Raw genomic sequence first — 17,774 nt, forward strand, 5'->3', positions numbered from 1 at the left:
TACGGGCCCGGTCAGGCGGGCACGGTGGTGCCGTCCTGCGACTTGCGGGGTGTGACGTCGTCGTCGCGGTCGATCGTGTCGATGATCTCGTCGGTGGAGGCCTTGCGCTCGGGCATGAGGTAGCCGAGCCCGATGAACAACCCCAGCGAGACCAGGATCGGGGTGGACACGGTGACCGCGAGGGTGGCGTTGTAGCCGTAGTAAGCGATCGCGTAGGCGATGAGACCGCCCGCCCACGAGATCAGCGCCGCGCGGGAGCCGGAGCGGCGGAACGCCGGCAGCATGCCGAGCAGCAGCGGCACCGAGATCGGGCCCATCAGTGCCGCGACCCAGAGCACCACGATCCCGAGCACACCGCCGAGTTTCTCGGCCTGCGTGGCCACCGCCATGGTGGCGGCGACGAACAGCACGGTGGAGACACGGGCGGCGAGCAGCCCCTGCGACTCGGTGAAGTTCCTGGCCTTCTTCCACAGCACGGGCAGCATGTCGCGGGTGATGACCGCGGAGATCGCGTTGGCGTCCGAGGAGACCATCGCCATGGTGTGCGAGAAGATCCCGGCCAGCACCAGCCCGACCAGGCCCGGCGGGAGGAAGGTCGTGGTCATGATCGCGTAGGCGTTGTTGGGGTTGTCGATGTCCGGGATCAGCAGCGGGGCGGCGAACATCGGGAACATCATCACCAACGGCCACACCAGGTACAGGATCGAGGAGAGCCGCGCGCCGCGACGGGCCTCGTAGGTGTTCGGCGCGGCCATGTAGCGCTGCGCCAGGTTCCACATACCGCCGTTGTACTCCAGCGTCTTCACCAGCACGTAGACGAGCAACACGATGGTGGTGAACTTCGACGTCGTCGGGTTCAGGTGGGCGGGCGGGAGGTCGCCCCACACGGTCCACAGCCCGGAAACGCCGCCGAGCTTGTCCAGCACGACCCACAGCATCACGATCGCCGCGATGGCCTGGATGACGAACTGGCCGAAGTCGGTGAGCGCGTCGGCCCAGAGACCGCCGACGGTGCAGTAGATCAGCGTGATCGTGCCGGTGATGATGATGCCCCAGGTGTAGGGCACGCCCGCGAAGACGTTGAGGATCGTCGCGACCGCGAACCACTTGGCCGCGATGTCGAAGATCTTCAGGAGGCTGCCGCTCCAGGCCAGCGCCTGCTGGGTGGGCACGTTGAAGCGCTTCGCCAGGTACTCGAGCGGTGAGGCGACACCGAGCTTCGAACGCAGGCGGTTCCACCGTGAGGCGAACAGCCAGCTGCCGATGCCGACACCGATGCCGATGCTGGCCATACCCCAGAAGTAGACGGTGATGCCGTCCGTGTACGCGACGCCCGCGTACGCGACGAAGAGCACGGCGCTGTAGCCGGACATGTGGTGGGAGATACCGGCCAGCCACCACGGCATCTTGCCGCCTGCCGTGAAGAAGTCACTGACCGTGCTGACGCGGCTGTGCGACCACAAGCCGATCACCACCATCAGGACGAAGTACGCGGACACCATGATCCAGTCCAGTAAATGCACCGCTGACTCCTTTCCGCGTTCACGAAGGCCCAGCCCGACCTGTTCACATCCATGAACGGAGTCTGTTATAGTGATTATGTTCATCCATAAGAACGCTGTTCGGGACGCTAATATGGCCGGAGTCACAAGTCAACGGCCGGATGGAGGAGCGCGGATGCCGCAGCAGGAAGCCGCCGTCACGGTGGCGAACGGCGCGCCTGAACCCGCCGGGGTGAAGTCGGCCAGGCGGGCGATCGACCTCATCGAGACCTTCGCCGCGAACGATGTGTGGCTCTCCCTGTCGGATCTCCACGCGCGGACCGGTTTCCCCAGGTCGAGCCTGCACGGCCTGCTCCGCACCCTGCTCGAAGCCGGCTGGCTGGAAGTGGACACCAACACCGCCCGCTACCGCCTCGGCGTACGCGCGCTGATCTGCGGCACGGCTTATCTGGACCGCGACCCGGTCGTCCCGTACGCGACCGAAGCACTGGAGCGGATCCGGGAGAAGACCGGCTACACGGCACACTTCGCGCGCCGCGAGGGCACCGACGTCGTCTACCTGGAGACGCGCGAGTCCCGGCACTCGACGCATCTCGTGTCCCGCGTCGGCCGCACGCTGCCCACCCACGCGACCGCACTGGGGAAGGCACTGCTGGCCGAACTGACGCACGACGAGATCGACGGCCTCCTGACCGGAGAGCTGCCGGCGCTCACCCCGAACACCATCACCACCGTCGAGGCGCTGCACGCCGAATGCGCGAAGACGCGCGAACGCGGCTATGCCTCGGAAATCGAGGAAGGCAGCCTCGGCGTCCGCTGCGTCGCGGCCGTGATCCCGTACCGCATCCCCGGCACCGACGCGATCAGTTGCTCCATGCCGGTCACCGAGGTCACCGACGCCGATGCCCAGCGCGTCGGCGAACTCCTCGCCGAAATCACCGCGGAACTCGGCCAGCAACTGCGCCGCGCCGGCATCCGCTGACCTGTTTCCCACTTTCCTTCACTGACAAGGGGCCCCCATGGCAGACCAGCGCGTCCTGATCACCGGCTCGGCGGGCATCGTCGGCACCCTGATGCGGCCGCGGCTGCGCCGTTCCGGACGGGTGCTGCGCCTGCTCGACCTGGCCGCGCAACCCGAAGCCTCGGGCGGCGAGGACGTCGAGCTGATCACCGCTTCGGTGACCGACCCGGAGGCGATGGCGAAGGCCTGCGCCGGCGTCGACGCGGTGATCCACCTCGGCGGGCACAGCCGCGAGAACTCGTGGGAAGCCACGCTCGACGTGAACATCAACGGCACCCACACCGTCCTCGAAGCCGCACGCGCCGCCGGTGTACCGCGCGTGATCTTGGCTTCCAGCAACCATTCCGTCGGCTTCCGCCGCAACGACGAGGCGGGACCGGACGGCCTCCCCGCCGACTCCACGCCCCGCCCCGACACCTACTACGGCGTCAGCAAGGCGGCCATCGAAGCGCTCGGCAGCCTGTACCACTCGCGATTCGGCATGGACGTGATCGTCATCCGGATCGGCTCCTGCTTCGAAAGCCCGCTCGTCCTCGGCCCGCGCGGCCTGACGACGTGGCTCTCCCCCGACGACGGCGCCCGGCTGTTCGAGGCCTGCCTGAGCTACCCCTCCCCCGGCTACCGGCTGATCTGGGGCGTCTCCGACAACACGCGCCGGATCTACTCGCTCGCCGAAGCCGAGGAGCTGGGCTACAAGTCGCTCGACAACGCCGAGACCTACGCGGCCCAGCTGGCGGACATGCCCGCGCCGACCGGGGTGGCGGCGGAGTACGTCGGGGGGCCTTTCTGCACCGCGCCGCTGGGGGCGCACAACCCGCTCTGACGTCTTCCGCTTGTTACCTATCTGGGCGATTTAGTTGCCGTCGCACATGGGCTGAAGGCTACACGCGTGTCGCCCATCCAGTCACGCGTGTCGTCCACCTGATCACACGCGCCGTCTCCTGAGACACACCCGACCGCCGAAGGGAGCCGGAACCTCTCGCGGGCCGGGTGTCGACGATGTAGGAATCGGGACGTTGAGTGTCCCGATTCCTACATCGTCGAGCTGTCGGTCATGCGTTCACCGAGCCCGCGCGCAAGATCCGCCAATTCGTCATCGGAAACGTCCAGATGGCCACGCGCGGGATCGAACACCGCGGTTTGCTGCTGCTCGTACGGAACGCCGGGCGGCAGGGGCGCGAGGTGCCAATGAACGTGCCGGTTGGCCTGTTGGCTGCCCAAGGACAGCACGTAAAGCCGTTCGACGGTCAACAAGTCGCTCAACGCGGTGCACGACCCGCTGGACTGCCAGGCACTCGTCGGCGGTGAAGTCGCCGATGGCGTGCTCTCCATGCGGGTAGTCGGGGTTGCCGTCGAGAAGTTCGCAGACGATCGGCGTCGGCCTGCCCCCGAACCCGCCCGGCCACCGCGAGCACAACCGGCGCCGCCAGCCAACATAAATACGCCCAAGTACCCGCGGTGACGAACGAAACAGGAACCGAAACCCCGAACACGACCGCCAGGCACACACTCCGCACCAGGTTCTGACTGAACGCCCACGGCGGCGTGTCCGCGCGGTAAAGGTGTTCGCGCCGGATCTCCCGGATGATCAGCGCGAACGACGCGGAAGCCAGCACCTGCACGACGGCGTACAGGCTGAACCGGGGCGGGAAGGCCCCGTCCGCGGTGATCACCCGGGTCGCGAACGGCGTCAGGACCTGCATGAACAGCCAGGCCAGGGTGAGGCTGATCAGGCGGCTGTTCAGCGAGCGGACATGGCCGAAGATCTCGTGGTGGGCGCGCCAATGGGCGGCGATCACCACGAAGCTGACGCCGAAGGCCAGATACTCCTTGCCGTGGTCCGCCACCGAATTCAGCATCGCCTCGGTGGTGTCACCGGCGGGGACGGGGAGTTCCAGCGCCAGCAGGGTGAGCGCGATCGCGATCACCGCGTCGATGAACATGGTGAGCCGCTCGGGAGGGGCCTGAGTCGCCATGATGCGGAAATCTCCCTCTGCGTCAGGCGACGGTTGCCGGGCGGAGCTTCCGGGACCGCACGGCCAGGATGATCATGACGGCGGGGATGAGCAGGTCGTTGGCGAGGACACCGCCGGTGTTGCCGGGGCTGTGAACACCGTTGGCGAACCACTGGTAGACGTGGCCGACCAGGGCTCCCCAGAGGAACATCCCGGCGCCGAGCCCGATGGTGACGCGTTCGCGCGCGGACGCCGAGGCGGCGCGGAATCCCATGACGGCCAGCCCGAGGTTCGCGAAGGCGATCTCGAACAGGAAGGGCGTCCGGTCGAAGCCGATGGCGGTGGCCATGACGTCCGGGAACGCGAGGAACGCGACCGTCATCCACAGGCTGCCGAAGCCCAGGGCGCCGATCGCCCACCAGCGCTGCCAGATCTCCAGCCGTTCGTGGGCAGTCGGAGCGCGGCGGGCGCGCAGGAACGCCCCGACGGCCGGGACCAGCATCCAGACCAGCGGGAAGGCGGATTGGGCGAGGTAAGAGAAGTTGTCCATGCCTTCAATCTTACCTAGTTAATATTAACCCGTCAACAATCAGGTATAGTGACCCTCGTGGATGACGGACTCGCAGACCTGTTGCACCGCGTGGTCATGCTGCTGGGTGAGAACGCCCGGCGGCGCACCGAAGACACCGACGGCTTGACCTACAGCCAGATAAGGCTTTTGGGCACGCTCGAAGAGATCGAGCCGGCGACGCAGCATCGGCTCGCGCAGGCGCTTTCGGTGTCCGACCCGGCGATCAGCCGGGCGCTACGACCGCTCGAGGCGGACGGCCTGGTACAGATCACCGTCGACCCCGAGCACGCGCGCCGGAGGCTCGTCCGCCTCACCGAGGTCGGCCGGAAAGCGTTCCATGCGGCCGGAAAACCGCTCTACGACGAGTTCCGCGCCGGGCTCATCGCGGCGGGCTTCCCCTACGAGCGCTACCTCGAAGACACCCTCCGGCTGGCCGAGATCCTCTCCCCCGATCAGGGAACGCGGCGCTGATCCGGAGCCGCCCACCCGTTGATCACGGCGAGCAGCTCGAGATACCGCTCCCGCCGGGGATCGTCGGCGATGCCCAGCCACGGCAGATCCCGCCGCGGGGCGGCGTCGTACCCTTCGGCGAGACGTCGCATGAGGGCCCGGAAATCCGGATCCCTGACGAGCTCCGCGAGTTCCACCCAGGCGTCGACCTGCTCTACCGCGGGACTTTCGGGTAGTTCGGGCGTCATCGAGCGGGCGATACCGGCAAACCCGGGATGTTCGAGACCGCCGAAGACGGCGTCGAGGAAGTCGTCGATCAGCCGACGTCGCTCCTCCTCGGTCAGTTTGGCCAAGTCGTGCATCAGAGTGATCTCCTCGGGAGTGGATCCGCGCCGGGTCACGGCTTTCAGCACCGCGTGACGGAGACGCAGCACGTGGATCTGCGCTTCCAGCGCCCGCAGGTGCGCCTCGGCGACGTCGGGAAGGGCGGCTTCGCTTTCGACGACCTTCCGGATCGTGGCCAGGTCGAGTCCCAGCTCACGCAACGTGCGCACGAGTTCCAGGCGCGCGAGTGCGTCGGCGCCATAGCGCCGGTGCCCGGACGCGGTGCGGCCGGACGGGGCCAAGATGCCTCGGTCGGAGTAGAAACGGATGGTCTTGACGGTCAGCCCGGTCCGCCGGGAGAGCTCGCCGATCGAGTACCGGGGGTCGTCCATCCGCCCACCCTCGCACCTCCCCTCGGGGGAGATACAAGAGCGATCACGCGCGCGTCGCGGGCCCGGTCAGGCAGTGCTGCACGAGCGGGCCGAACGTGGCGGCCAGTTCGTCGACGGACGAAGACGCGATCGGCTCGATACGCATGCGGCGGGCGTCTGCCTCTATCTGTGCTGGCGGATCCTGCGCGAAGAGCCGCGGACCGCCGCGTGAGACGACGGTTGCCAGGAAAGGACCTTTCCTGGCAACCGCGCGTTCAGCCCACCACGATCGACTGGAACTGCACCGAGATCCGCGGCGGCCCCGTCCCGTCTCCGGGCCCCTTCGCATCGTCCACGCCACCGCGTGCGACCTTGTCCAGTGTCTGGAGGCCCTCGTCGGAGATGCTCCCGAACACCGTGTAGTACGGCGGCAGTTCCGCTTCACCGAAGACCATGAAGAACTGGCTGCCGCCCGAGTCCGGCGCTTGCTTCTTCGCCATGGCGAGAATGCCGCGGCCGTACTTGAGCCCGGAGAAGACCTCGTCCGGGATCGTGTAACCCGGTCCGCCCATTCCGGTGCCCTCCGGGTCGCCGCACTGGAGCATCTGCAGTCCCGAAACGCCGAGCCGGTGGCACGAGGTGCCGTCGTAATAACCCTGCTGCGCCAGCGAAAGGAAGTTCGCCACGGTGCACGGCGCGAGGCCGCGGTCCAGCGTCAGCCCGATGTCACCCGCGCTCGTCTTGACCGTGACCGCCGCCGTACCGGAAGCCGGAGTCGGTCCAGCGGCCGGCGGGTTCACCTTCTTCGGCACCGGACCGGAGGTGTCCGCCGGGTAAGCGCACTCCGTCGGATCCGCGAGCGGGGTCGTGCGTTCCGGCAGTTCCGTGCGCGCGGACGGGATGTTCACCGGGCTCTGCGTCGCCGTCTCCTGGGAACTGGAGGCCGGAGCCGACGAGGACGACGCGACCGCGCTCTTGCCCTTCGAGTCCGACAGGAAGAACCCAGGCGCGACGAACCCGAGGATCGCCACGACGGCGACCACCACGACGAGTCCCAGAACCCCCAGCCCGACCCACAACGCCGTCTTGTTCGAAGACGGCGGCTGCTGCTGCGGCGCGCCGTACCAGCCTTGTTGCTGATACGGCTGCTGCGGGTACGGCTGCCCCGGCTGAGGGCCTGGGTCGGGCGCCTGGCCTTCGGGCTCGCCCGGCTGCGGCGGCTGGGACATCTGTGCTCCTGTCGTCCGGAGGAAGTACGGGAACACTCTTGCGTATCGCCCCTCAGAAGGTCACGGCATCCCCCACGGCGTGCCGTCACCGTTCGACGGCACCGGCCGGATCTCGAAGTCCGGCCGGTCGCCCGCATGGTGCACGACGGCCTCTTCACCGCGCCGCAGGTCGATCCGGATGTCCCCGTTCGGCAGCCGCCGCCAGCGTTTCGGCCGCCCCCACCGGTCACGGACGGCCAGCTCGCCGTCGAGATCCGTCCGCAGCACGCACGGCGCCCCCGCCTCGCTGGTGATCTTGACCCACCGCGTCTTCCCGCCCTGTCGAGAGGCGCTGAGCAGGAACGCCCCCTCCGTGCGGAAGTCGCGCAGCGCGGCGTCCGCCCATTTCGCGGGCACCGCCGGGAAGAGCCGGATCACGCCGCCCCAGCTCTGCACGAGCATGTCGTGCAGCGATTGCGCCGCCGAAAGGGGCGTCTCGATCACCGGACCGGATTCCTTGTACATCGTGTTCGGCTGGATGTAGCGCCGCTGCAGTTCGCCGAGGTAGAACTCCGCCTTCTCGCCGCGCAGCATCTGCGCCGACATCGACGCGGCCCCGGTGAACGTGTAGCCCTGCAACGCCCCCTCGAAGCCCACCCAGTGATCGAGCGAGGTCTCGATGATCCGCCGGTGCTCCGGCCGCTCCCAGGTGATCTCGTACAGCGGGTAGATCTGCAGCAGATGCGAGTAGTGCCGATGCGACTTCGCGAACGGCACCCCCGCGCCGATCATGTAGCCGTTGGCGTCGGCCGGGTACGGGACGAGCGTCGCCAGGACCTCCCGCCACCGTCGCGCGAGCGGATCGTCGACGCGCAGTTCCGCCGCCGACTCCAGCAGGGTCTTGCAGCCCCATCGGATCAGTGCCAGGTCGTAGTTGCAATCGGGCGCGTTGACGCCGTACTCCGGGGAGAACGTCGCCGGAAGGTGCAGTTTTCCGTCCGTCCCGGGTGCCAGGAAGTGGAGGTAGTAGTTGATCGCCTTGCGCAGCAACGGAAACAGGGTCTCCCGCAAAAGCCGCCGGTCCATCGTGTGCCGATAGGACAGCCAGACGTTGTGCAGCGCCCAGGTGAGGTTGCCGACCTCCGGCGTCGGCGTCGCCTTGCCCGGGATGCCGACCGGGAAGCCCGCGTTCGTCCCGACCGCGCCGTTGAGCAGGTTCATGTCCGTCGTACGCGGGATGCCCGCCGAATCGTGCTGGTACGGCTCGGCGACCTGACTCGTCAGATTCTCCTGGTACTTGCCGAGCGCGTGGCTGACGGCGTCCAGTTCGAGATGGTTGGACCCGTGGATGAGCCAGTACTCGAGCTGGACGTTGAGGTTCCACCACGTCGCGGGCCACGGGGTCGGCTCCAGCCACGGTCCGCAGGTCGCCATCACCGGCGCTTCCCGGCGCGCGGCGGAGGCGATCTTGTACAGCTGGATCCAGTAGAAGCTCTGGAGCCGGGTGTCCGGAATGGACAGGAAACCGTGCCGGTAGTAGTCGTGCCACCATCTGCGATGTCCGGCCGTCAGCGCCGAGAACGGCTCGGCGCGGCGGACCGTCTTCAACGCCTCCCGCGCGGCGGTCCGCTTCGGATACGACCAGGCCACGGACGCGTACAGCGTCCGCTTCGAGCCTTGCGCGACCTCGCGCCACGCCGTGACGTGTTCGCCACCCGACAGCAGGCTCTGCACGGAAAGCCTGCTGTCACCGCTGCTCTCCAGGCTCGCGGGCGGGTTGGCGACATATCCGGCGGGCGGTGGCTTCCCGAACTTCGGATCCGTTCTCGGGCTCACCGACTCCGCCGGATGGAAGACCCAGGCGAAACCGCGCTCCCCCTCGGTCGGCTCGATCTCGACGGCCAGCAGCGACTGTCCGGTGTGGATGATCGCGCGCAGCGACAGGCTGCCCGCGGCCGTGGTGATGGTGCCCCTGAGCTCGGCGTTCCAGAGGTCCATCCGCCAGTCGATCCCGGTGATGGCGCCGACCGGTTCGAGGGTGAAATGCCCGATCGGCAGCCGCGCGAGCCCGAACAGGGAGCCGAACTCCGGCCGGTGGTCCTGTACCTCGCTGTGCTGGACGTTGAACCGGACGGCGTTCCGGCCGGGTTCGGCGTAGATGCCCGAACCGAGGAAACCGTTGCCCAGAAAGGGTCCCTCATACCAGGTCTTCGGCATCCGGCGCCAGATCAGGTCGGCCGTGCCGAGGAATCCGGACCAGTCGAGGCCGCCGAGCGCGAAGTCGTTCTCCACCGCCGACGCGGACGGCGCGAATCCGGCCGCGGCCACGCCTGCCAACGCCCCGCCGAGCACCGTCCTGCGAGTGATGTCCATGCTCAGATCCCCCAAGCCGGAGTCGAACGGTCGCCGGGCACGTCCCGCGGCTCCAGTTCCGGACGCGTGCCGCGTCGCGAGACGACGGCCGTCCCGCCGCGGCGGAGCGGGATCGAGATCGCGCCGGGACCCGTGTGGCGCCAAGGGAGCCGTCGTCCGCGCGCGTCACGGACCTCGATGTCACCCGGAATCCCGTGCCGCAGGGTGAGCGGCTCCCCCGCCTCGCTGCGCACGCGGATCCATTCGGTCGTACCGTTCCGCCGGGAGGCGTCCACGAGAAACGCCCCTTCCGCGCGCAGGCTTTCGAAGGACGCGTCCGGCCACGCGGACGAGACCGACGGGAAGACCTTGAGCACACCGTGGTCGCCCTGCAGGAGCATGTCCACAACGGACTGCGCGGCGGTGACTGGACTCTCGATCGCGAGGTTCGCCCCCTCGCGGTACATCGTGTTCGGTGTCAGCTGGGTGTTCGCGACGACGGTTCCGTCGAGGAAGATCTTCAGATAGCGCAAGGCTTCTTCAGGCTGGTCCATCACGGAACACATCGACGACGCCGCCGCGAAGCTGTAACCGTGCCATTTCTCCTGCAAGCTCGACCAATGCGCGAACGTGCGGCGCATGAGGTCCCGGTCTCCGGGACGATCCCAGAGTTTCTCGCGCAGCGGATAGAGCCACAGCAGATGCGAGAAGTGCCGATGCGAATCGGCCAGCGGGACGCCGTCACCGATCAACACGCCTTGGGCGGGATCCTGGTGGTACGGCACCAGTTTCTCGCCGATCTCCCGCCACGCCGGCACCCGCGGATCGTCGATTCGCAGCTTGGCCGCCGATTCGACGAGGGTGCGCGCGGCCCAGCGGATCAACGACAGGTCGTAGGTGCAGTCGGCCGCGTCGGCGTACTCGGGCGATCTCGTCATCGGCAGATGCAGGGCGCCGTCCGGGCCCGTCGCGAGGAAATGCCGGTAGTAGTTGAGCGCCTTGGCGAGCGTCGGATACAGGACGTCGCGCAGGACCCGGTGGTCCATGCTGTGCCGGTACGCGAGCCAGACGTTGTGCAGGCCCCAGATCAAGTTTCCGGTCTGGTCGTTCTTCGTGGCTGGACCAGGGATCCCGACCGCGCGGGTGCCGCCGGGCCGCAGCCGCCAGTCGCCCGGATGCGAAAGCGCGTACGTGTCGCCATCCCGGTACGCGGGAGGCACCGAGAGTTCGAGGTTGGCATGGTCGCGGCGGAAGGTCTCGGTGACGGCGTCGAGTTCGGGATGGTTGCTGCTGTTGACGATCGGATACGTGACCTGGACGTTCAGGTTCCACCACACCGCCGTCCAGCTGTTGCCGACCTCCGGGAACCACGGCCCCCACTCGGCGACCACCGGGCCGCTCGCGCGGGTGGCGCACGCGGTCTTGTACAGCTGGATCCAGTAGAACCGCTGGATCCGTTTGTCCGGAATGGACACGAAACTGCGCCGGTAGAAGGCGTTCCACCAGCGCCGGTGCCCGGCGACGAGCAGGTCCGGGACCACCGTCGATGCCCGATTGACCCTGGTGATCGCTTCCGCGGTGTGCGTCGGCTCGGGGAACCCGTACGCGACCGTCGCCGCGAGAAGCCGTCGCGTGCCGATGGTCCGCTCGCGCCACGCCGTCGTGTATCCGCCGCCGGCGTGGAGCGGCTGCTCGCAGTACCGGACGGCGCCCGCACTGGCGAGCTTCGGATCGGGATTGGCCGTGTAGTCGGGCGGTTTGCGGATCGTCCGGGTGGTCGCCGACTTGAGCGGCGTGAACCCCCAGTCCGCCGCCGCTTCCCCGGTGAGCGAGACGAGGAGGAGGTCCTGGTCGTTGTGGACCAGCGCGGAGAAGCGCACCGAGCCGCGGGTGGTGGTGATCGTGCCGCCGAGTTCGGCGTTGTACAGGTCGAGGTGCCAGTCCACCGCCGTGATCGCACCCTCGAAGGTGAGGGTGAGGTAGCCGATCGGAAGCCGCGAGTACCCGATGGCCGCTTCCCACTGCCCGCGCTGGTCCTGGACGCGCGAATGGCTGAGCATCACCTTGAGGACGTTCGGCTGCGCACCCGCGTAGAACTGGACGCCGAGGAAGCCGTTGGCGAGGAACGGGCCCTCTTGCCAGCCCGTCGGCAGCCGCTTCCAGACCATGCGCGCGTCGTCGACGATCCGGCGACGGACGTCGTCTCCGGCGAGCGCCGCTGGCGCCCCTTGAGCCCAGAGGCCACCGAGCGCCGCCGTCCCCGCCGCGACCCTCAGCATCGATCGCCTGGACAGCTCAGCCATGGGTCGCCTCCAGATTCATACTACGTTTACCGCAGATCAAGTCCTGGCGGCCGGCATGTTTCCAGAGATAGTCGAGCTTTGGCCACCCCCTTCACTCGCGCAGCGGTACATACATCCGATGTCTCGTCGGACAATTCATTGATCATTGAGTAAACGCGCCTTCAGTGTCCGGACCGCCGCATCGGACACACCACGCTGCCGCGCCCAGCCGGCGAAACCCCCGAAATCGTCCTCGACACTGTCCAGCAGAGCGTTGATCGTGCTTTCGGTGCACCGGAACAGTTCCTCCGGCAACCGGAGCGCGCGGAAGCGCTCGATCACCCGGGGAAGGCTGTACGCGCTGCGCAGGTAGTCCTGGACGATCAGCTCCCGCGGCGCACCGGCGAGACCGAGCGCGAGGGCCGTGACGATCCCGGTCCGGTCCTTGCCCGACGCGCAATGCACCACGACAGGCCGGGCCAGCAGGACCGCCAGGATCTCGATGGCGACCGGGAGGTTGTCGTCGAGCCGAAGATGGTCGGCGTAGATCTCCTCCAACGACCCTCCATTTTGGACGGTCCGCAACGGCACGTTCGCGTAGCGGACTCCGGGCAGTTCCGCCTGACCCTCGCTGAACGTCTCGGCGCTGGAGCGAAGGTCGAGAACGCCTTCGATATGGAACCGGTCGAGCAGGAGTTCTTTGTCCGTCCCGGTCAGGGCCTGCAAGGTGTCGCTGCGGAACAGCCGTCCCCGCCGGATCGGGCCACCACCGGTGTCGCGGAAGTTGAACGCGCCGGTGAACGTGGAAGTCACCGGTGCTCCTCGCCGAACGTGATCGTTCCCGCCGACCCGTCGACGGTGATCACCCGGCCGGTGGTGATCAGCGTGGTGGCGCCGGGGACACCGACCACGGCCGGGATCCCGTGTTCCCTGGCGACGGTGGTGCCATGGGAGATCATCCCGCCCGTTTCGGTCACCAGCGCGGCCGCGGAGAGGAACAGCGGTGTCCAGCCGGGATCCGTCGTCGCGGCGACGAGGATCTCGCCCGGTTCGATCCGCGCCCCGTCGGGATCGTGGACCACCCTCGCCCGGCCGGTCACCACCCCCGCCGCCGCGGCCAGCCCGACGAGGTCACCTTCGCCCGCATCGGACTCGAGTGCGGGCACGGTGCCGTCGGAGAGCAGGACCGACGCCACCCGGGGCCTGCGCGCCTCCCGCTCCCAGACCTTTCGCCGTCGTGCCACGGTCGTCCGGAAGTCCTTGCCGTCCAAGGCTTCGCGGACTTCGACGAGGTCGAGGAACATCACGTCGCCGGCCCGGTCCAGCCGCTCCGCCTGGACGATCTCCTCGCCGATGAGGAGCAACTGCTTCCGGAGCGCGGCGAAACCACGCATGAGACAGAACTTCGGGAACTCGCGCAGGCCGCGCAATCGCCTCGACCGACGCAGCAGGAAACGCGCTAAGAGCGTCCGGTGCGCCTTGGTCACCGGAAGTCGGCGAGTGAGTTCGACGATCCGTGTCTCGGCCGTCGCGGCCGTGCTTTCGAAGCGGGCTTCCGCACGCAGCAGGTTCACCAGCATCGCGAAGACCGGCTCGGGATCGTCGGCCCAGCGGGGTACACCGAAGTCGATCTCCGAGGTGGCGCGGCAACCGTAATCCGTCAGGAACGCCGCGACGCCGTGCTGGATGACCTCCGGCAGGGTCCCCGCGAGCTGTTTGGCGGCCAACTCGTCGGGCGCGGTGTCCAACAGCAGTCTGAGGGACTCGTCGTCGCGTCGGATCGACTCTCCCGTGCGCCACAACGCCAGATCCATCTCGGTGGTCGGATTGTGCGGGATAGCGCGGAAAACGGTGGCGATCTCCGCCTCGTCCACGTAGCCCCGCAGCAACCGCCCGGCCAGCTGCCCGCCGACCGCACCCGCGGTATTGGCGTCACGCGGAAGATTCGCCTCGATCCGGCAGACGTCACCGCGAATTAACTCCACAAAGGACAGTCGTTGCCGGGCCGTCGCGTCGTCCGGCCCCGCGAACGCGGCGATCCTCCGTTCGGCGTCGCGGACGACCCTGGCGCGGGCCTGGTCCGGCCACAGCCACGCGGCGATCATCCGGGCCCAGCGACGGCGCCGGTTCTTAGGTGGGATGTCCTCTTCAGAACCAGGTGGCATCGAAGGAAACCGCTGGTCACGGCCGAGCTGTTCGACCAGCCGACCCGACGGCGCCGCGAGGCTGTCCATGAACGCGGCCATCTTCGGCCGCTTCGCCGGGCTCCGCACGCCGTCGGTGATGTCCCAGAACAGCCACCCGTCCACATCGATGATCTCGTCGGAGAAGCCGAGCGCGCTCATGTACGTCGCCATCCCGCGCTGCCGCTCCCGGATCATGGACGCGCCCATCGGTGTGAAGGGGCGGTTGATCCCCTGGTAGACGTTGACCGACCAGTACGCGCGCGGCTCCCCCGCGGTCTCCGGGACCGGGAACAACGTGGTGATGTGCCGCGACTGGGTCAGCCACAGTCCACCGTCGCCATCGAACGCCCACTCGACGTCCTGCGGCGCGCCGAAGTGCTTCTCCAGCCTCCTCCCGACGGCCGCGAGCTCACCCAGCCGTGACGGCGTCAGGCAACCCTCGCCCGGCCCCTCGACGGTTTCGCCTTCGACGCTCAGCCGGTAGTGATCCGGCGTGACCGCACCGGAAACCACTGCTTCGCCCAACCCGGGCGCGGCGTCGACGACGATTTCGGATCGTTTACCCGAAACCGGATTCGCCGTGTACAGCACCCCGGCGCACTCGGCGGCGACCAGGCGCTGCACGATCACCGCGATGGCGGGAGCATGACCGGTGTCGTGCGCCGCCCGGTACCTCGTCGCCCGATCGGACCACAACGAGGCCCAGCACCGGCGCACCGCCGCGAGCACCTCGTCCGCACCCCGGACGTCGAGGAACGTGTCGTACTGGCCGGCGAAACTGGCGTCCGGCAGATCCTCGGCGGTCGACGACGACCGCACCGCGACCGGACCGCCCCGCGAAAGCCGTTCGTACGCCTCGACGATCCCGGTTTCTAGCCAGACTGGGAGCGGCGCGGCAACGTCCGGAAGAATCTGCCGGTACGCGGCGGTCGTGATACAGAAGCCCTCCGGCACCGGGAAACCCGCCGAGATCATCTCCGCGAGATTCGCGGCTTTGCCGCCGACGAGGTCGCGGGGGCAGCCTCTCGCTTCGGCGAGCTGGAGAATCACTTTCGTTACCTCCCAGGGGGTTCGCTTGGCCTGAGCTTGCCTCCTCAACCTGGGTTGAGTTCAAGTACGTTCTGGGAATTCGCGCCGTTGAGCCTCGTACGCCTGGCGAAGCTCTCGAGCGAAGCCTCGGGCTCGGACCTGAGACGGCTAGGCAGGGTTTGCAGGACGGCGATTCCCGCAGCGGCGTATCTGGCGTTCCTGTCCAAGGTCTTCGCGTAGTCTTCTTTCGCGAAGTGGAACTCGTAAGAGTCGATCTCCCAAGCGAGGGCGGCTTCCTTGAAGTAGCCGTCGGGTGTCGCGATGTACTCGCCCTTTTCGTCTCGGAGCTGGTGGTTCCAGAGCGGTTCAGGCAGCCCGGAGAGCCTCCAGACGCGCATCGCATCGATTTCGGCGACGGATCGAGCCCCTCTGACGACATCGCGCAGCACCTGACGTGGGATCGCCGTGCCGCGTTTGCTTCCCGCATCGAGCTCCTCCAGCAACTCCACCGGGCTCAGCCCACCGGATTGCACCGCCTCGGTGAGCAAGGCCGAAATCGCGCTTGGTGAGTGGAGCCTCCTGCACAAGTCGAGAACGGCTCTGGCGAACGGCGCCACCGGAACACCGTCGTCGAACCGCCGCGGCGGCATCCGCGTCGTACGCTCCACGATCACGAATCCGGAACTCCTGATCTTGTGTTCATGCGGGACCAGCAGATGCACACGGGTCGCTCCCGCAGGCACCGAGCGCAGACCCCGGCGACGGCAAAGGGCCGCACCGGTGACCACGGCTTCCCGGCCGGCGTACAGCAACGCGGCGTCTACCAGCTGCCGTTGGTCAGGCTCGCCGCCGCCGAGTAGGAGCACACCCGGCAGCAAGCGTCGCCAAGGACGCCCCGGTTGACAGCGCCGGTAGCAGGTTCTGGCAGGTACACCGAGCTCCACGAGCCGGGCGACGGTGATCACGCCACGGCGACTGTGCTGGTAGAGCCGATCGGGGTCGTCGGCCCATTCTCCGGTTTTCACTCCATGATCGTCCGAGCATTCGGTGACGTCTCGCCAGTGCCTCCGGCGATCTGTGGACAACTCGCTCCGTCAGCACCGCCTGTGGACAACTCACCGGATGTCCTGAAGGCCCCCTTTGAGACGTTGGATGTCTCAAAGGGGGCCTTCAGGACACGCGCATCAAGCGAGCGGAAGCGGAGGCAGCGCCGGAGAATCCAGCCAAGCATCGAAGAACCCACCAAGCGAGCGACCAGCGAAGCGTTCCGCAAGCGCCACGAAAGCCGCGGTGGTCACCAGACCATGCCGGTTCTCCATCGCCCAAGCCTTCACCAGCGGGAAGAAGACCGCGTCGCCGACCGTGCAACGCAAGGCGTGCAACAAAAGCCCGCCTCGCTTGTACACCCGCTCGTCGAACATCCGTGCCATGCCGGGGTCGGCGAGACGCAGGTCCGCGGGCTTCGCCTTCATCCGCGCGTGCCAGGTCTTCGCCCACACGTGTGCGCTCTGCCCGCCGGATTCCTCGGACCAGAGCCATTCCGCGTACGTCGCGAAGCCTTCGTTCAGCCAGATGTGCCGCCAGTCGGCGACGGTCAGGCTGTTGCCGAACCACTGATGCGCCAGCTCGTGGACGACGAGCCGTTCGTGCGTGCGTCGTCCGTCGACGTGGTTGGCGCCGAAGATCGACATGCCCTGCGCTTCGATCGGGTCGTCGAGGTCGTCGTCGGTGACGACGATGACGTACTCGCCGAACGGATACGGCCCGAACAGCCGCTGCAGCGAGTCCATGATCTGGCCCTGCCGCCCGAAATCGCGCGAGAAGGCCCGGCGCAGACGCGGCGGAACGGCGGCCCGCTGCGGGACACCGCCGGACGCGAGCACGATGTCGTCATACCGTCCGATTTGGACACTCATCAGATACGTCGGCGTCGGCTCGGGCCGTTCGAAGATCCACTGGGTGGTGCTCGCGCGTGTGTACCGTGAGACGAGATTCCCCGTGACGGCCACGAGATACGGCGACGACGTCGTGAGCGCGACACGGTACGTCGCCTTGTCCGCGGGATGGTCGTTGCACGGGAACCACGACGGCGCCCCGACCGGCTGGCTCGCGACGAGCGAGCCGTCGGTCAGTTCGTCCCAGCCGATGTCGCCCCACAGCCCCGGAAGCGGCCGCGGATTGCCGACGTAGTGGACCTCCACCAGGAACTCGCTGCCGAGCGCCAGCGACTTCGCCGGCTTCACCTGCAGCTTGTGCGCGCGCCGGAGGTACTTGGCCGGTTTCCCGTTGACCAGCACCCGGTTGATCCGGAAATCACCGAAGTCGAGCGTGAACCGCGACAGCGCCTGCGTCGCCTCCGCGGTGATGGCCGCGGAGGCGGACAGGCGGTTGGGGCCGATCTTGTAGTCCAGCTCCAGGTCGTAGTGCCGGACCCGGTAACCGCCGTTACCGTGACGGGGCAGATAGGAGTCGCCGGAGGTGTCCGCGCCGGGCGAGGGCTGCGCGGAGGCCTTCGAAATCACC

General features: G+C 67.8%; 16 protein-coding genes. 4 read left to right on the top strand and 12 right to left on the bottom strand.

The features are described from left to right. Positions 1–11: 11 nt before the first annotated feature. Positions 12–1,523, bottom strand: a complete 1,512-nt coding sequence (locus AORI_RS65985; protein ID WP_016335333.1) for a sodium:solute symporter family protein — start codon at positions 1,521–1,523, stop codon at positions 12–14. Between the two features lie 154 nt (positions 1,524–1,677). Here AORI_RS65985 and AORI_RS65990 point away from each other — a divergent pair, with 154 nt between their 5' ends. Together AORI_RS65990 and AORI_RS65995 are read left to right on the top strand one after the other, a co-directional pair. Next, entirely contained in the window at positions 1,678–2,484 is an 807-nt protein-coding gene (locus tag AORI_RS65990; protein WP_016335334.1) for an IclR family transcriptional regulator, read from the top strand. Positions 2,485–2,521: 37 nt separating this feature from the next. Beyond that, the gene (locus tag AORI_RS65995; RefSeq protein ID WP_016335335.1) at positions 2,522–3,346 is read left to right on the top strand and encodes an NAD-dependent epimerase/dehydratase family protein; all 825 of its coding nucleotides are present in this window, start codon (positions 2,522–2,524) and stop codon (positions 3,344–3,346) included. A gap of 209 nt (positions 3,347–3,555) precedes the next feature. On the opposite strand, the gene AORI_RS82260 is transcribed toward AORI_RS65995, so the two are convergent. The 3 genes from AORI_RS82260 to AORI_RS66010 are packed head-to-tail and all read right to left on the bottom strand — an operon-like array spanning position 3,556 to position 5,028. Then, a complete protein-coding gene (locus AORI_RS82260; protein ID WP_016335336.1) occupies positions 3,556–3,786 on the bottom strand; it encodes a hypothetical protein in 231 nt (76 codons plus the stop codon). Next, positions 3,783–4,499, bottom strand: coding sequence for a TMEM175 family protein (locus tag AORI_RS66005; RefSeq protein WP_016335337.1), 717 nt, complete (start codon positions 4,497–4,499; stop codon positions 3,783–3,785). The genes AORI_RS82260 and AORI_RS66005 overlap by 4 nt, the downstream gene beginning before the upstream one ends. A gap of 22 nt (positions 4,500–4,521) precedes the next feature. Continuing rightward, positions 4,522–5,028, bottom strand: a complete 507-nt coding sequence (locus tag AORI_RS66010) for a DUF6790 family protein (RefSeq protein WP_016335338.1) — start codon at positions 5,026–5,028, stop codon at positions 4,522–4,524. Positions 5,029–5,085: 57 nt separating this feature from the next. On the opposite strand from AORI_RS66010, the gene AORI_RS66015 reads away from it, so the two are divergent. Then, the gene (locus tag AORI_RS66015) at positions 5,086–5,520 is read left to right on the top strand and encodes a MarR family winged helix-turn-helix transcriptional regulator (protein WP_037348294.1); all 435 of its coding nucleotides are present in this window, start codon (positions 5,086–5,088) and stop codon (positions 5,518–5,520) included. On the opposite strand, the gene AORI_RS66020 is transcribed toward AORI_RS66015, so the two are convergent. The 7 genes from AORI_RS66020 to AORI_RS82510 all read right to left on the bottom strand — a co-directional run bounded on the left by AORI_RS66020 (position 5,502) and on the right by AORI_RS82510 (position 15,925). Further along, positions 5,502–6,215: a MerR family transcriptional regulator gene (locus tag AORI_RS66020; protein WP_016335340.1), complete on the bottom strand. Its 714-nt coding sequence runs from the start codon at positions 6,213–6,215 to the stop codon at positions 5,502–5,504. The two genes, AORI_RS66015 and AORI_RS66020, sit on opposite strands and share 19 nt — an antisense overlap. A 254-nt stretch (positions 6,216–6,469) precedes the next feature. Then, complete coding sequence (locus tag AORI_RS66025) at positions 6,470–7,423, bottom strand: peptidylprolyl isomerase (protein ID WP_016335341.1); 954 nt, start codon at positions 7,421–7,423, stop codon at positions 6,470–6,472. A 60-nt stretch (positions 7,424–7,483) separates the two neighbouring features. Next, positions 7,484–9,775 carry a glycosyl hydrolase family 95 catalytic domain-containing protein gene (locus AORI_RS66030; RefSeq protein ID WP_016335342.1) on the bottom strand — a complete coding sequence of 764 codons (2,292 nt, stop codon included), beginning with the start codon at positions 9,773–9,775 and terminating at the stop codon, positions 7,484–7,486. A gap of 2 nt (positions 9,776–9,777) precedes the next feature. Next, the gene (locus tag AORI_RS66035; RefSeq protein ID WP_043848217.1) at positions 9,778–12,057 is read right to left on the bottom strand and encodes a glycosyl hydrolase family 95 catalytic domain-containing protein; all 2,280 of its coding nucleotides are present in this window, start codon (positions 12,055–12,057) and stop codon (positions 9,778–9,780) included. Between the two features lie 135 nt (positions 12,058–12,192). Continuing rightward, on the bottom strand, positions 12,193–12,849 hold the full coding sequence (locus AORI_RS66040; protein ID WP_016335344.1) for a tyrosine-protein phosphatase: 657 nt from the start codon (positions 12,847–12,849) through the stop codon (positions 12,193–12,195). Beyond that, on the bottom strand, positions 12,846–15,272 hold the full coding sequence (locus tag AORI_RS66045) for a PEP/pyruvate-binding domain-containing protein (RefSeq protein ID WP_016335345.1): 2,427 nt from the start codon (positions 15,270–15,272) through the stop codon (positions 12,846–12,848). The genes AORI_RS66040 and AORI_RS66045 overlap by 4 nt, the downstream gene beginning before the upstream one ends. 44 nt (positions 15,273–15,316) lie before the next feature. Further along, positions 15,317–15,925, bottom strand: a complete 609-nt coding sequence (locus AORI_RS82510) for a hypothetical protein (protein WP_016335346.1) — start codon at positions 15,923–15,925, stop codon at positions 15,317–15,319. Between the two features lie 27 nt (positions 15,926–15,952). On the opposite strand from AORI_RS82510, the gene AORI_RS84055 reads away from it, so the two are divergent. Further along, entirely contained in the window at positions 15,953–16,111 is a 159-nt protein-coding gene (locus tag AORI_RS84055) for a hypothetical protein (RefSeq protein ID WP_200870929.1), read from the top strand. Between the two features lie 324 nt (positions 16,112–16,435). Here the strand turns inward: AORI_RS84055 and AORI_RS66055 are convergent, their stop codons facing one another. Next, on the bottom strand, positions 16,436–17,773 hold the full coding sequence (locus AORI_RS66055) for a M1 family metallopeptidase (RefSeq protein WP_016335347.1): 1,338 nt from the start codon (positions 17,771–17,773) through the stop codon (positions 16,436–16,438). Position 17,774: the final 1 nt, after the last annotated feature.

This window comes from Amycolatopsis keratiniphila (assembly GCF_000400635.2).
GTDB classification, from domain to species: Bacteria; Actinomycetota; Actinomycetes; order Mycobacteriales; family Pseudonocardiaceae; genus Amycolatopsis; species Amycolatopsis keratiniphila.

Excerpts from the sequence above, each read along its gene's own strand:
- AORI_RS66020 (WP_016335340.1), bottom strand. The coding sequence starts at position 6,215 with ATGGACGACCCCCGGTACTCGATCGGCGAGCTCTCCCGGCGGACCGGG.
- AORI_RS66030 (WP_016335342.1), bottom strand. The coding sequence starts at position 9,775 with ATGGACATCACTCGCAGGACGGTGCTCGGCGGGGCGTTGGCAGGCGTG.
- AORI_RS66010 (WP_016335338.1), bottom strand. The coding sequence starts at position 5,028 with ATGGACAACTTCTCTTACCTCGCCCAATCCGCCTTCCCGCTGGTCTGG.
- AORI_RS65990 (WP_016335334.1), top strand. The coding sequence starts at position 1,678 with ATGCCGCAGCAGGAAGCCGCCGTCACGGTGGCGAACGGCGCGCCTGAA.
- AORI_RS66005 (WP_016335337.1), bottom strand. The coding sequence starts at position 4,499 with ATGGCGACTCAGGCCCCTCCCGAGCGGCTCACCATGTTCATCGACGCG.
- AORI_RS84055 (WP_200870929.1), top strand. The coding sequence starts at position 15,953 with ATGCGGGACCAGCAGATGCACACGGGTCGCTCCCGCAGGCACCGAGCG.
- AORI_RS65995 (WP_016335335.1), top strand. The coding sequence starts at position 2,522 with ATGGCAGACCAGCGCGTCCTGATCACCGGCTCGGCGGGCATCGTCGGC.
- AORI_RS66025 (WP_016335341.1), bottom strand. The coding sequence starts at position 7,423 with ATGTCCCAGCCGCCGCAGCCGGGCGAGCCCGAAGGCCAGGCGCCCGAC.
- AORI_RS66035 (WP_043848217.1), bottom strand. The coding sequence starts at position 12,057 with ATGGCTGAGCTGTCCAGGCGATCGATGCTGAGGGTCGCGGCGGGGACG.